We start from the raw sequence: 12,910 nt of genomic DNA, 5'->3' as shown, positions 1-12,910 counted from the left end.
CCCTCCTTATTCCGTCTCACCACCAGCGTCACCGCCGGGTTTGGGCTGGGCAGCCAGGGTTTTCAGCAGGCTCGGATCCTGCATGATCTTGGTGATAAGATCCTCGGCTCCTGTCTTACCATCCATATAGGTCATCAGGTTGCTGAGCTGGGTGCGTGCATCCAGAAGCTCTTTCAGCGGTGCGACCTTGGCGGCGATTGCTGCCGGTTTGAAATCGTCCATGCTTTCAAAGGTGATATCCACCGCCATATTGCCCTCGCCGGTCAGCGTGTTGGGCACGGTAAAGGCCGCGCGCGGCGCCATGGATTTCATCCGCTTGTCAAAGTTGTCGACATCAATTTCGAGAAACTTGCGGTCCGCAACAGAAGGTTGCTCGACCTCGGATTTCCCGGTGAGATCCGCCAGAACACCCATGACAAAGGGCAGCTGTACTTTCTTTTCAGCCCCATAGAGTTCCACATCATATTCGATCTGGACCCGTGGCGCCCGATTGCGGCCAACAAATTTTTGTGAACTTCCAGCCATCTAGCTCTCCTTCAACTCGTAATCTAACGTCCCAAGAAGCCCCGCTCCCGGATCACGCCGGGTCGCCGAAACCTCTTGTTTCCCCTTTAGTCGTCGTCCTCTAGGCCACCAATCAGCTGCACATTCTCCAGCCCACGCGGCGCCATATCATTCACAATCGTGAGGAAGTCTGCCCCCACCAATCGCTTGGCCCGTTCCAACAAAAGCGGCAGCGGGCTAGAGGGTTCTTCCCGCTGGTAATAGGCAATGATCCGGTCCAGCGTATTGGCAACATCGGTTGGCGAATTGATCGCGCCGGGCGCTGCCACAACACGTGCCCCCCCTGCGGCCGCAGGGGCCGCCTCTGCCGCGCCAGCCTCTTCGCCTGCGTCGTTGTCCTCATCCTCAGCAGACTCGGCCAGGTTACCATAGTCACGCAGCCGCTTTGCCATCTGGCGCAATTGCTTTATCAGCGGATCCAGCTCCGGCCCCTGTCCTGGCGTCTGTTCAGAGAACACATCCGAGATCGCCTTGATATTCGCCTCTGCCAGCTCAACCGCCGCCAAACGCCCTGCGATAAAGTCATCATCGCTGTCTTGAAACGCGGCGCCGATGCTGGCCTGATCCGGAATGGTCTCCATATCCTCAGGCGCACTCATCTGCCCTTCGGCGATTTCAATATCGCGCAGCGAGAACCGGCCAAAATTGCGGCTGTCGCTCAGGTAGACGCGCCGCAAGGCACTATAAACTGGCGACGGTCCCGCCATCTCCCCCGGCTTACCGCATAAATCCTGCACTGCGTTCATCCGCATGATCGCATCGCCATCGTCCTCGTCCAGCTCAGGGTGGCATGTATCCCAGAACTGCTCAAGACAGCCGCGCATGTAGCTGGTGACATCCGCAAACCCCACAAGCTCACCACGCGCCAGCAGCGCCTCCGCAAGAAAAACCGCCGCGCGCAACTCATGACTGCGCTCAAGCACCTCAAGCGCTTTTTCTTCTACGGTGGCAAAGTCCGCAGGGGTCCCTGCGCCGCTGTCGTCGGTGAGGGGCTGCGCAGCACGTTCCATTTCGGCAAAGGCCGGGTCATAGACGAGGTTATCCCCACTTGGAGACTCTTCCCCAATGGACTGTAGAAAAACAGCCAGATCCATACGGCTGACCCCCCAATAATCAGGTCAAGCGCAGTCTGAAAAACCACATCCTATATGAAGATACAGGTATGCGGCGACCTCAGCTGAGCCATTATCAAAACAATAACTTGACGTGGAGTGAGCCTTATCGCCATCTTAAAGTCAATTGTTTTTGCACCTTTTTGTGAGTAGTTGTCATGTGTGCAGACCGTGTTACCGGCGATGAAGTCAGGGCCATGGTGCGTGAAGGCGCCAAGCGGCGGACGAGCTTTGCTTTCTGTCTGGATCCGCTCAAAGACCCCCTGATGATGATCCAGCCAGGCAACAAACCAGAGGCCCTGCGTGCGCCTCTGAAACAGGCTGGCGGCAAGCCTCCGATGCTCTGGGGAACCTATGTTGTACAGGGCGATCAGATGGAAATGACCTGCGAGCAGGCGCCTGCTCAAATGCTCATGCAGCTGAAGCGTTTCCTAAAATCCAACCGCCCCAAAGTGAATGTTTTGTTTTACGACGATGGCGGCAATATTCTTGACAGTCTCAAGCCAGAATCAGCCACGGCAGACGCCACGCAAAATGCTGATAGTAGTGATATTTCTGCCCCTGGAATTGATTCAAAAGCAATTGACCCGCTCAAGCGCAGGTTAAAACGCATTCAGCCGCGAATCGCGTTGGCCCCCGGCCCGCTTGAACTGAAACTAAACCGTGCTCTGGGTAAATCTGTTGGCCTCATCAACTCCGGGCGCCTGCAAGAGGCCGAAACACTGATCCTGGTGATCGAACGGGCCCTCGCCGCCCTTGGCAAGGATCGCGAAGACGAAGACACTACCCTGAAACGCGGCCAGCGCGAGTCTGATCAGCGCTCTCTTGGGGCCCAGGTCAAACGGGCGCAGGGCTTGCAGGCCCATGTGGCCCGCGCCCCCGGCCCCGCCCGCGACCGGCTGACCCAGGCCATTCACAAAGCTGCCCGACTGCTGAAACAGCGTGATCTGAATGGCGCACGAGATGCCATGGACAAAATCGAAAAGGCCCTGACCTCACTGGTCTGAACCGCCCTTTGCAGGGCCAGGTCATATGGGCAAACCCAACCGTTATGTGACCCGGAGCTTGCGCCCCGACCCACAGATAAGACCTTACAATTTGAATAGTGATTCCTTCCAACTCCGGAGACCGCGATGCCCTTCACCTCTTCTGTTCTTTCCCTGATGAGCCGCAGCTTTGCCATTATCCTGCTGGTCATGGTTCCGCAGCTCAGCCGGGCTGAAACCGGTCCGCTCTTGGTCGAGCTGAACAAGATGGAAGAAATTGACGGCGGCGGCTGTCGCGCCTTTTTCCTCTTTCGCAATCAAACCGGCAAGAGCTTTGCCGGCTTTGAAATGTCGCTGGCCATTCTGGATGGCGACGGCATAATCGACCGGCTGCTCTCGGTGGATGCCTCCCCCCTGCCCGTTCAGCGCACAACCTTGAAACTGTTTGAAATTCCAGAGACTTCCTGCAGAAATATCTCTGAAATTCTGCTGCATGACGTCACCTCCTGCCAGCCACAGAACGAAGTCCAGATGGATTGCTTCCCGATCCTCACGCTGGGTTCACGCGCCACAACCAAACTGGTGAAATAACCATGGGAGCAATTCTGGAAAACCTCACGACGGGGGGGCCGGTGATCGCCTTGCTGGCTGTGATTTCGCTGCTGTCCATTACCCTGATCGCGGTGAAACTGCTGCAGCTCTGGCCGGTGACCTCTGGCAAGGACCAGCGTCAGAACGCGATCGAGCTGTGGCAAACAGGGGATAAACATGGGGCCCAGGTGCAGATTGAGCAGGGCAAATCCCCTGCCGACAGGATCCTGCAGTATGCCATGGGGGCGCTGCAAAACGGTCTCAAAGGCCCACTGCTGACCGCTGAGCTAGAGCGCCGCGGCAATGAGGAAGTCCAACGTATGAACGGTCTCATCCGGCTGTTGGAGCTGATTGCCATGGTGTCCCCGCTGCTGGGTCTGCTTGGCACGGTTCTGGGCATGATCCAGTCGTTTCAGGAATTGGAACTGGCGCAGGGCGCCGCCAATGCCTCGGTACTGGCCGGCGGGATCTGGCAGGCTCTGCTGACTACTGCAGCGGGTCTGGTCGTGGCTATTCCAGCGGCCATCGCAGCCGGGTTGTTTTCTGCCCGCATCGACAGGGCCGCGCTGATGATCGAAAGCGCGGTGGGGCAGTTGATGCTGGCGGATCATGGCCGCTAGCAGCTGGAGACGCCCCTGATGTTTCTCAAACGCCGCGCCCCGCCTCAGGCCCTGATCTCGCTGGTGCCTATGATCGACGTGATGTTGATCCTGTTGGTGTTCTTTATGGTGACCTCGACCTATCTCAATCTGGATATGATCCCGGCCCTGCACCCTGCTGAAGGTCGCGCGCAGCCAAATGAGCCATCTGATACGCGCTTGATGATCCGCATTCAGGCAGATGGCAGGCCCAGTCTGCGCGGCGACACCCTGACGCCGCAGGAGCTGAACCAAATTTTGGCGCAGGCCCTGGCCAAAGATCCCCAGGCGCAGCTGGTCATTCTACCGTCAAACTCCGCGTCCACCCAGGATCTGATTTCAATAATGGATCAATCCGCCACGGCCGGGGTGCAGAACATGCGCGTGTTGCGACTGGAGGCCCGGCAATGAAGCTGAAACGCGCCAGTCGTGCCCCACAGTCAGAGACAATTATCGCGCTAATCGACGTCGTCTTCTTCCTGCTGGTGTTTTTTATGCTGATTGGACGCATGGACGCCACCGCGCCCTTTGACGTCGCACCGCCACAGGCCCAAACCGGGCGAGACATGCCCGCAGGCGGCGTTACCCTGGCGATCTCAAAACAGGGCAATCTGGCCCTGGATGGCAGCACAATCGCCCCGGCGGCTCTGGCCGCGGCACTGACCGAGCAACTGGCACGGGATGCCAGCCTGCGTCTGCGCATCAATGCCCACCGCGACGCGGATCTTCGGCATGTTCTGCCCTATGTCAGCCAGGCCGAAACCCTGGGCATCCGGGATGTTATACTGGTGGTCACACCGGAACGCGCGCCTCAATCAGGGTCACACCCGTGAAGCCGCCAGCGACCTCCCCTGCCCTCACTGCTCTCAAGCCCCAGGCCGGGCTCTGGAGCCTGGGGCTTGGGCTCTCTGTCGCCGTCCATCTTGTGGCACTGGCCGCCCTGATGCCGTTCATCGACCCCGATCCCGTGGTCCAGCAACCCAGCCCACAAAGCGCGCTAACGATGGAATCCCAGACGGTTGCGCGCAGTCAGGCACAGGAACAAACCGCCACTCCCGACCCCGGCAAGCAAGTCCCTGCGCAGGGCGACAGCCTCGCCCCTGGTGCAGTGCAGGAAACCACGGCCCAGGCCAGCGCCCCTGCCCTGCTCCCGGTTACAGCCGCCGCAGCACAGGGAGAGCAATTGCCCAGCCTCGCCCCCCCTGGTGTCACAGCAGCTGTACAAGCCCCCGATGCGCCGCTCGCCCCTGCCCGTCCACTTGCCAGCCAGCCAGCACTGGCGCGCCCTGCAGCGGGGCTTCTCTTAGCCGCTCAGGACGCTGACCTCCAACCCGTGCCAGCGCAACAGCCTGATCTCGCCGCCACCCAGGCGCAAGTGCCCCCTGCGAACACCGTCGCAGCGGCAGCGCCAGACCTCATCCCGGCCAGTCCTGCTCACGCGCAGGGCCAATCTCTGGCCGAGACCGCCACCATCCCCCAACAGGCTGCCGAAAGCCCGCCCCAATCAGAAGCAATCACCGCAGCCCTGGCCTTTCAGGGCGATGGGACCAAAGATCTAGACCCGGCCTCTATCGCCGCCTTTCAAAGCTTCACCAGACCTGGCGACCCCGGCAGTCAGGCAGCAGACCTGCGCGATGGTCTTGCCGGATTGCTCGGCGCGGTGCCCTGTTCCCGGCTGCAAGTGGTCTTTGATCCCGACACCGCCACCCTAGAGCTGCGGGGACACTTGCCCGAAGATGGGCTGCGACAGCCGGTGCTGGCAGCTCTGCAGGCTCAGATGGGCCGCGATATTGCGCTCTCCGACAAGATGCGGCTGTTGCCACGTCCACAGTGCGGCGCGCTTAGTGGTATCTCCACGGTTGGCCTGCCGCAAAGCACCGACCAGATCACCAATCCTCTGCTTCTGGGCGCCGATGCCCAGGCCCGTGTTCTCAGCTATTCCGGCGGCGAGCAGCTGTACTTTGACCTGACCGCGCCAGACTATCCGGCCTATCTTTATGTCGATTACTTTGACGCGGCCGGTGATGTGATCCATCTCAGCCCCAATGCGCAAATTCCGCTAAAACTGGCCGAGCCCAAAAGTGCCCAGCGTGTTGGCGCCGAAACCCCCAAAGACACTGGCCTGCAAATCACCGTTGGACCGCCCTATGGTCAGGAAATCGCAGTTGCGTTTGCAGCCTCTTCTCCTCTGTACGAAGGTCTACGACCGCTCAGCGAACCTGCCGCTGCCTATCTTGATTTCCTACGCCGCAAGGTCGCCGAGAAAAGAGATCAAGATATTGATTTTAAAGGAGAATGGGTCTACTTTCTAATCGAAACTCAAGCCAAGTGAGACTCTGCAGCATGCCCCAGGCATGCTGCCAGGCCCAACGAAGATTGGGCAATCTGTGATTGTCGATCTTGGGCGGGAGCCCCCCCCTTTTTTGCGACTTAGACAAGCACAGCCAAGCGATCCCCAAACGGCTTTACCCAGCAGGTCCGCGCTATTGACAACCACCCGCCGCCCAGGACTTCAAGCTCCGCTTCATGACCCCGCCAAAGGGATGTTGTTTGCTCAGCGACCGCTGCATATTCAGGCTCAAATAGGTATTGGCCTGGGTGCACAGGCGCTCGCGAGTCCATTGATGGCAGGAACTGCAATTTTGTGATTTCCAGTAGCTTTCCGGCAGGCCCTCGATTGGCGGAAACATCGGCGTCTGGTCAATAAGCTCAGCGAGGCTACGCCCACTGATCTGTTCCAGTTCAGACACCAATGGGCTGGCAAAGGTCACGGGCCCTGCCTCCGAGTGGCGCGGCTCTGCGCTGGCTTGCGCGCTTGCTGGGCCGGCGTCAGCCACGGTGCCATCGCCGATCGGATCGCTGCCTTGTCCCATCTGTAAGGCAGCAATTTCGGTCGTCACGATTTCAGCGTATGTCCCCGTGGGGTAGCTTTGCATATAGGCTTCATAGGCCGCTAGGGACCCCTCTTCCTGCGCCGCTTTGAACAGGGCTGTTTCCTGTTCATCCGGCGCCACTGGTGATGTCGCAGGCGCAGAGGTGTCGACGGACAGCTCTTCAGCCATGACCTCTGCCAACAGCGCGCGCGCCTCCGGTGTGTAGGTTCCTTCCGGATAGCCCCGTAAGAACAGCATCAGTTGCACCGGATCGCGGGCACTTTGTACCGAACGCCAAAGCTGCAATTCTTCTGTTTCCGCCGCTGACAGGACCGGGCTTGGTGGTGCCTCGGCGAACATAAAGTCACTCACCAAAGAGGAGGTATCCCAAGGGGTCTGCTGTCCGTCGCTCTGGGCAAGCACAGCGCGGCGCACCTCTTTGAAGGCCTGCTCCACCGGCTGGCCCGGCACCACAATCTGTTCCACCAAGGCCTGGGTAAAGGGACTGTTCGCCCCCTGCCCATCCAGCGCCACCCCTCCGGGCGCCGTCGCGTAGGCCAGAAAAGTACCCGTTGGCGCCTTCATTTCAGCCAAGCCACTTTCATTCAGCTCCGGCACGTTTTCAAAAGGATTATTGCGACAGGCATCGAGGATCACCAAATTGGTTCGATTGCGCGCCGACGCCATCTGCCGCAGCACGGTTTGCGCTTCAACCGCCATCAGGTCCAGATCCGCTGCATCTGACAACGCCACATCCACCGGCAACAGGTAATTGTTGCCAAAGCTTTGTACCCCATGTCCTGCATAATAAAACAAACCGGTAGCATCGGCGCCTGCGGCCCGCAGATCACGACCAAACTGGGCAATCGCCAACTTCATCTCGACCTGGCTCATGTCCACCGCCATGGAGACCGTAAAACCAAGCCCCTCCAGTGTCTGGGAAATCATACGGGCGTCATTCACCGGATTATCCAGGGCGGAAACACTGCCATAGGAGGCATTGCCAATGACCAACGCCAGCCGCGCGCCTCCCTCGGGGGTGGTGGCGCGCGCAGACCCTGACAGAAGTGCAACAAGCACCACTATGCGAAACAGGCACTTGGCCCAAAAACCAGTCACTAGTCTTAAACTCCAATACTCTGTCCCCGCGGGGACACCTTGCAAAATTGAGGTATTTACTGGCCGAGGCTACGCAATACTTGCTTTTTGTCCTAGGATTTTTGTTACTCTAGAGAAGCCGCCCAAACTTTGGCCATCATCCGGGCGGTCCTAATTGATCTTTCTAGTATGAGTATTTTGTCATGATACGCCAGCTTCTTCGCCCAGTCTTCGTCCTCTTGGCTCTTTTCGCCCACCCAGCCTTGGCAGCGGATCCATTTGAGCATGGCTGGCAACTTGACCAGGAGGCATCGGCCATCACCTTCCTGTCGATCAAAAAGGACACGGTTGCAGAAACCAGCCAGTTTGCCGCCATGAGTGGCCAGATCACCGAACGGGGGGTGGCCCAGTTGGTTATCGCTCTGGATTCGGTCGATACACAAATTGACCTGCGAAACGTTCGTATGCGGTTCCTGTTCTTTGAAACATTCAGCTTCCCCGAAGCCACAGTAACCGCAGTTCTGGACCCTTTGTCACTGCAGGATCTCCCCAGCCGGCGGCGCAAGGTGATCAACTTGCCAGTGACCCTGTCGCTACATGGTGCCGAGGTAGAGCTCGAATCCGAGGTCGCCGTGACTTTGGTCAGTAATGATCGGATCACTATCTCCACCCTTAATCCCGTCATTCTACAGCTCGAAGATTTCAACCTGATGGCAGGACGGGACAAGCTGCAGGAGGCCGCCAATGTCACTATTACCCCGCTGGGCATCGTCAATCTAAACCTCGCCTTTGACCGTCGGGCACCTGGAACACCGGTCCTGGCCGTGCCTGCCACATCCGGGGCCAGCGCAGCTTTGGAGACCGCTGGCGATTTCAGTCGCGAGGCCTGTATTGGGCGGTTTGACATTCTGTCCCGCAGCCGCAGCGTGAATTTTGCGCCGGGAACGTCGCGACTGGATCAAAAATCCACCAGCTTTTTGGACAGCCTGTTTGATATTGTCAGCCGGTGCCCCGACCTTCTGATTGAGATCGGCGGCCACACAGATAACAAAGGCAGCGCCGCGGCCAATACCCGGCTCAGCCAAAAGCGCGCAAATTCCGTTGTCAGATACCTGTCAAATAAGGGCATCGCGCGGGCGCGTCTGCAATCCGTCGGCTACGGTGAAGCAAGCCCCTTGGTCCCCAATGACACAGCGCAGAACCGGGCAAAGAACCGACGCATCGCTTTTAAGGTTCTCAACTAACCTTCTCAAATAGCTGCCCCCAAAAACCAAAAGGCTGTCCCCGCGGGGACAGCCTTTTTCTTTAGACACAAAACCCGGCAGATCAGTCGGAGGTCTCACCCTCTTCCAACGCAGCGAAAAAGGCAGCGATAGCGGTTTCCAGCCGGTAGCGGTCAATGACTGAAAAATCCCGTTCCATCGCCAGCTCGATACGACCGTCCCGCGCCTGACAGCGTACCGTCCCCGAGGGGACAGCGCAGCGCAAAGTGGTTTTGGCGACGCCAGCCTTTGCTTGGCCCCCTGTCATTCCGGCAGACCGGCCAGCCTCAGCGCTGCCCAAAGATCCGGATAGGAACCCGCGCAGCACCGCCAACTCTGCCTCCGCGTCGGGCCGCGGGGCGTTTTGCAAAACCTGTCTCAGTTCTTCCGCCAGAGGCTCCTCCTCCGAAAGCCGTTTCTTAAGCTCCAGCCCCAACGCTCTTGGAATCGCTTCGGCAAACTGCAGGCTCGTTCCGATCATCTCCAACAGCTCCGCAAAATGACGGATGTAGTTGCGTTTCTGCCGCCCGGCCGAGGCATAGAGATGACTCACAGCATCTTCTACCAGGTCACAGCCGGTGTCGGGATCCTGCGCATAAGACAGCGCCAGCTGCGCCATTTCCGCAAAAGAGATGTCGCGGCGCACCAGGTTTTCATCCACCATGCGCCGATACAGCCCCTGAAGATCCTGGCCCTTGGCAATCAGCCCAGCAGGGATCGCCGCAAACTCCTCCGCGCCGGTTTCCGCATAAAGCGCCCGATAGGCGGAGAGACGACGAAAGCCCTGGATCAGCTGGTAGCTGCCATCGGCCTCTTCTTCGACCCGGATAGGATTGGACAGACCAATACTGCGGATCGAGGCCTGCAGCTCTTCCAGTTCTGGATCACGCGAGGTTGCCCGGTCCCGCACCAGCTTGCTGGTGGAGATTTGGTCCAGCGGAATGCGATCAACCACCAGCCCAAGTGCCTTGAGCCGAACAAACTCATGCGCCAGGCGGTCGTTTTCGGCCCGGATATTCTGCTCCGCCACAGCACGCGCCTTGAGCGCCTCTGCGTTTTCCGAGATCGCGGTGGCCATGGGGCCACGACGGCTTTCGGAAACCGGAGCGCCATCCGCCTTTGGGGCAGGGGGGGCCGCAGCGGGTTTGGGTGCAGGGTCCGCAGGAAAGTTGATGTCAAAAACGCGGCGTTTGCTCATGGTCTATCCTCCATCTTCTCCCAGGCTTCGGCGGCATAGCCTTTGAATTCTTCATAGGCCTGATCAAAGGACGCCCGGGCGCGCCGCCAAGTTTCGCGGGTCATGTCCCGGTAATCAATCTCGTAGATCGAACTCAGGAACCGGCCCGATTGTTCAACCGCCCGGGTCATTTCGATCGGGTGGTCGGCCATGCGCCCGTCAAAGACCTTGATAAAGGCATCGCGCATGGCGCGGTGCAAATCGTTGCCACTTTCATAGCGGGTCAGCAAAAAGCGCACGTCGAGAAAGGCCTTGGGCAGGGTGAACGTCCCCGCGGGGACAACCCCGTTAAAGGCCGACAGATCCTCCAGTGCCTCGGACAGCTGACCGATAAAGGAAGTGGTCGAGTCGTATTCCCAATAGCCGGGGCCAGAGGGGATATAGAGCATGTCGGCAGCAAAGACCGCATTCATCGACTGATAACCAATCGCCGGTGGGCAATCAAAAATGATCATATCGTAGTCATCCGCCGAGACCTGATCGAGATAGCGCGACACTGCGGCAAAGAAGGACCACTCAGGATTGAGATGGCGGTACTGGGCGCTGGCAAATTCAACAAAGGCCGCATTGGCGCAGCTAGGTACCAGATCAATGGTCGGCCAACTGGTCGGCTTGATAAAGTCATTGATGCGCAGATCCTGCAGCCCCATGCCGGTGATCGCTTCCGGCAGGGTCCGTTCAGGCAGGGCAGCACCAGATTCAGCCCCGCGCGCGGAGGCATTCATCCGCTCGGTCTCGCGCACAAGATCCCGCGCCATGATGCCCCAGACTGTGTAGTCCTCGGTCACATCGCTCAGCCCCATGGAATGGGACAGCGTCGCCTGTGGATCAAAGTCGACGCAGAGCACCCGGTAGCCATCCAGGGCCGCGGCATGGGCGAAATGCAAAGCCACAGTGGATTTGCCGGCCCCGCCTTTGAAGTTGGAAATCGCCACCCGCAGGGCGCGCTTGCCTTCGGGACGCGGTGGCATCAATGATTTGCGATTGATCTTGATGCGACGCCGCAGCTCATTGATCTCTTCCAATGAATACCAACGCTGACGCCCGTCTTCTTCCACATGGCCCTGGGGCAGCGAAGGATCTGCGGCCAGACGCCCGCGCAGGGTAGACTGATTGACCTTAAAGATCAGCTCAGCCACCTCCCAGCTGGAGAACCGCCGCAGGGTCTTTTCCATCTCCGGGGAAAAGGTCTGCTGCCGGATCCAGCTCTGCATCTTCAAGGACTGGGCCTGTAATTTCGCCAGGTCTTCGTGAGTGAACATGACTGCCTCTCGCTTTTTGCTATGTCTCTCGTCCTTTTAAGCAGGACGCTAATTTTTCCTCATTACTCATTTACGCCGGATTTGCTAAAAACGCAAAACCTATTACTCTGAAAAAGAGCGTCCTGTCCCCGCGGGGACACAGGGTGGAAAAGACCATAGAAAACAACGGGACGAGACCAGAAACCGATTCGCGATTCGCCCTGCCAAATTCCTGGCCCCATCCCGGCGAATGGCAGGGTGAGGCACCAAATATAGGGTGACAGTAAATGAGCATCCGCTACCTAATGGGGGACATTTTCGCTCCATTAGGGGACATCCAAGGCGTCCCCCAATACCATTGATACCAATTTTTTCTTTCAAAAAAGGAATTGGGGACAGGGCCAAGCCAACTGGGCTCTTGACAGAATCGACATCAAGGACGCAAATCGTCTACATTGAATAAATAGCGTTGAGTTCCTGTCAGAAGGGCGCAACGTAAATCGGGACAACCCGATAATATGAGGCAGACAACCCTGGATCAAACTTAGTTTTCTCATGGGAAGGCTAATCTGATCTGGCCATTTTCAAAATGGTTTAGGGAACGCGAGAAGGACTGAAGGACCCATGCAGGTAAAGCGACCCGCCGGGCGACATGCCTCGGTAGTGAAATATGATATCCTGACAGCCCTGGGTGCGTTTGCTTTGTCGCAGCCAAAATCACCGCAACGGCTTGTGTTGCGGTTTATGACTTTGATCACAGCGCGCTACAATTGGTCTAGAAATGAGCTGACGGTTGGCCAACGCGAAATTGCCAAACTCTGGACTGTCGACGAACGGACAGTAAAACGGGAGATGGCAAAGCTACGCGCGATGGGCTGGCTGATTGTGAAAAAGCAGGGCGTTCGCGGTCGGGTCAGCGAGCATGGGCTCGACATGGACCGCATCTATGAAGATACCCGTACCAGCTGGTCCAATGTTGGCCCTGACTTTGAGCACCGCATGAAGGGGCAGGAAGCGCCGCCGACAAATGTTGTGCCCTTGCGGACAGGCCAAATTGCGGCCGCACCTGATCTAAGTGATGGCAATGAATGGAGCTTGGCAAAGGCTGTATTGCACCAAGAGGACCCGGCCATCTACACCGCCTGGATTGATGCGCTCAGCCGTAGCGAAAGGGCAGGGGGGCGGCTGACCTTGATCGCGCCCAGTCGCTTTCACGCCAACTATGTCTTGTCCCATCTAAAGCCAAGACTGCTGGCGGCCTGTCGCGATGTGGACGACCAGATTTCCGATATCGTGGTGCTGAGCTGA

At 58.3% G+C, this 12,910-nt stretch carries 13 protein-coding genes; 8 read left to right on the top strand and 5 right to left on the bottom strand.

What is annotated here, in order from left to right; all coding sequences use genetic code 11:
• Positions 1-6: 6 nt before the first annotated feature.
• Positions 7-525 (bottom strand): type VI secretion system contractile sheath small subunit, encoded by a 519-nt coding sequence (tssB, locus tag JZI28_RS22620; protein WP_054462145.1) that lies wholly within the window; start codon positions 523-525, stop codon positions 7-9.
• A gap of 86 nt (positions 526-611) precedes the next feature.
• Positions 612-1,658 (bottom strand): type VI secretion system protein TssA, encoded by a 1,047-nt coding sequence (gene tssA / locus JZI28_RS22615; protein ID WP_375700352.1) that lies wholly within the window; start codon positions 1,656-1,658, stop codon positions 612-614.
• Positions 1,659-1,834: 176 nt separating this feature from the next.
• On the opposite strand from tssA, the gene JZI28_RS22610 reads away from it, so the two are divergent.
• The 6 genes from JZI28_RS22610 to JZI28_RS22585 all read left to right on the top strand — a co-directional run bounded on the left by JZI28_RS22610 (position 1,835) and on the right by JZI28_RS22585 (position 6,223).
• Positions 1,835-2,683 (top strand): hypothetical protein, encoded by an 849-nt coding sequence (locus JZI28_RS22610; RefSeq protein ID WP_375700351.1) that lies wholly within the window; start codon positions 1,835-1,837, stop codon positions 2,681-2,683.
• 126 nt (positions 2,684-2,809) lie between these two features.
• The gene (locus JZI28_RS22605) at positions 2,810-3,253 is read left to right on the top strand and encodes a hypothetical protein (RefSeq protein WP_375700350.1); all 444 of its coding nucleotides are present in this window, start codon (positions 2,810-2,812) and stop codon (positions 3,251-3,253) included.
• 2 nt (positions 3,254-3,255) lie between these two features.
• The gene (locus tag JZI28_RS22600; RefSeq protein WP_375700349.1) at positions 3,256-3,873 is read left to right on the top strand and encodes a MotA/TolQ/ExbB proton channel family protein; all 618 of its coding nucleotides are present in this window, start codon (positions 3,256-3,258) and stop codon (positions 3,871-3,873) included.
• An 18-nt stretch (positions 3,874-3,891) separates the two neighbouring features.
• Positions 3,892-4,302, top strand: coding sequence for an ExbD/TolR family protein (locus tag JZI28_RS22595; protein ID WP_375700348.1), 411 nt, complete (start codon positions 3,892-3,894; stop codon positions 4,300-4,302).
• Positions 4,299-4,724 (top strand): biopolymer transporter ExbD, encoded by a 426-nt coding sequence (locus JZI28_RS22590; RefSeq protein ID WP_353401697.1) that lies wholly within the window; start codon positions 4,299-4,301, stop codon positions 4,722-4,724. Before JZI28_RS22595 ends, JZI28_RS22590 begins: the two co-directional genes overlap by 4 nt.
• Positions 4,721-6,223 (top strand): DUF4384 domain-containing protein, encoded by a 1,503-nt coding sequence (locus JZI28_RS22585; RefSeq protein WP_375700347.1) that lies wholly within the window; start codon positions 4,721-4,723, stop codon positions 6,221-6,223. Before JZI28_RS22590 ends, JZI28_RS22585 begins: the two co-directional genes overlap by 4 nt.
• A 151-nt stretch (positions 6,224-6,374) precedes the next feature.
• On the opposite strand, the gene JZI28_RS22580 is transcribed toward JZI28_RS22585, so the two are convergent.
• On the bottom strand, positions 6,375-7,883 hold the full coding sequence (locus JZI28_RS22580) for a caspase domain-containing protein (RefSeq protein ID WP_375700346.1): 1,509 nt from the start codon (positions 7,881-7,883) through the stop codon (positions 6,375-6,377).
• A gap of 182 nt (positions 7,884-8,065) precedes the next feature.
• Between JZI28_RS22580 and JZI28_RS22575 the strand changes: the two genes are divergently transcribed.
• Positions 8,066-9,106, top strand: a complete 1,041-nt coding sequence (locus tag JZI28_RS22575; protein WP_375700345.1) for an OmpA family protein — start codon at positions 8,066-8,068, stop codon at positions 9,104-9,106.
• Positions 9,107-9,188: 82 nt separating this feature from the next.
• Here the strand turns inward: JZI28_RS22575 and JZI28_RS22570 are convergent, their stop codons facing one another.
• Both JZI28_RS22570 and JZI28_RS22565 read right to left on the bottom strand, forming a co-directional pair.
• Positions 9,189-10,322 carry a ParB/RepB/Spo0J family partition protein gene (locus JZI28_RS22570; RefSeq protein ID WP_375700344.1) on the bottom strand — a complete coding sequence of 378 codons (1,134 nt, stop codon included), beginning with the start codon at positions 10,320-10,322 and terminating at the stop codon, positions 9,189-9,191.
• On the bottom strand, positions 10,319-11,623 hold the full coding sequence (locus JZI28_RS22565; RefSeq protein ID WP_295448863.1) for an AAA family ATPase: 1,305 nt from the start codon (positions 11,621-11,623) through the stop codon (positions 10,319-10,321). Before JZI28_RS22565 ends, JZI28_RS22570 begins: the two co-directional genes overlap by 4 nt.
• Positions 11,624-12,226: 603 nt before the next feature.
• Here JZI28_RS22565 and JZI28_RS22560 point away from each other — a divergent pair.
• On the top strand, positions 12,227-12,910 hold the full coding sequence (locus tag JZI28_RS22560; RefSeq protein ID WP_375700343.1) for a DnaA N-terminal domain-containing protein: 684 nt from the start codon (positions 12,227-12,229) through the stop codon (positions 12,908-12,910).

The sequence above is a fragment of the Pseudophaeobacter sp. TrK17 genome, from assembly GCF_042192375.1.
In the GTDB taxonomy this organism is placed as follows: domain Bacteria; phylum Pseudomonadota; class Alphaproteobacteria; order Rhodobacterales; family Rhodobacteraceae; genus Pseudophaeobacter.
Note: the sequence above shows the minus strand (reverse complement) of the source record. Positions and strands in the feature narration are given on the sequence as shown.

What these genes read in the sequence shown, in the direction of transcription:
- JZI28_RS22600 (WP_375700349.1), top strand. Translation starts at nt 3,256, where the DNA reads ATGGGAGCAATTCTGGAAAACCTCACGACGGGGGGGCCGGTGATCGCC.
- JZI28_RS22575 (WP_375700345.1), top strand. Translation starts at nt 8,066, where the DNA reads ATGATACGCCAGCTTCTTCGCCCAGTCTTCGTCCTCTTGGCTCTTTTC.
- tssB (WP_054462145.1), bottom strand. Translation starts at nt 525, where the DNA reads ATGGCTGGAAGTTCACAAAAATTTGTTGGCCGCAATCGGGCGCCACGG.
- JZI28_RS22595 (WP_375700348.1), top strand. Translation starts at nt 3,892, where the DNA reads ATGTTTCTCAAACGCCGCGCCCCGCCTCAGGCCCTGATCTCGCTGGTG.
- JZI28_RS22590 (WP_353401697.1), top strand. Translation starts at nt 4,299, where the DNA reads ATGAAGCTGAAACGCGCCAGTCGTGCCCCACAGTCAGAGACAATTATC.
- JZI28_RS22610 (WP_375700351.1), top strand. Translation starts at nt 1,835, where the DNA reads ATGTGTGCAGACCGTGTTACCGGCGATGAAGTCAGGGCCATGGTGCGT.
- JZI28_RS22565 (WP_295448863.1), bottom strand. Translation starts at nt 11,623, where the DNA reads ATGTTCACTCACGAAGACCTGGCGAAATTACAGGCCCAGTCCTTGAAG.
- JZI28_RS22570 (WP_375700344.1), bottom strand. Translation starts at nt 10,322, where the DNA reads ATGAGCAAACGCCGCGTTTTTGACATCAACTTTCCTGCGGACCCTGCA.
- tssA (WP_375700352.1), bottom strand. Translation starts at nt 1,658, where the DNA reads ATGGATCTGGCTGTTTTTCTACAGTCCATTGGGGAAGAGTCTCCAAGT.
- JZI28_RS22605 (WP_375700350.1), top strand. Translation starts at nt 2,810, where the DNA reads ATGCCCTTCACCTCTTCTGTTCTTTCCCTGATGAGCCGCAGCTTTGCC.
- JZI28_RS22560 (WP_375700343.1), top strand. Translation starts at nt 12,227, where the DNA reads ATGCAGGTAAAGCGACCCGCCGGGCGACATGCCTCGGTAGTGAAATAT.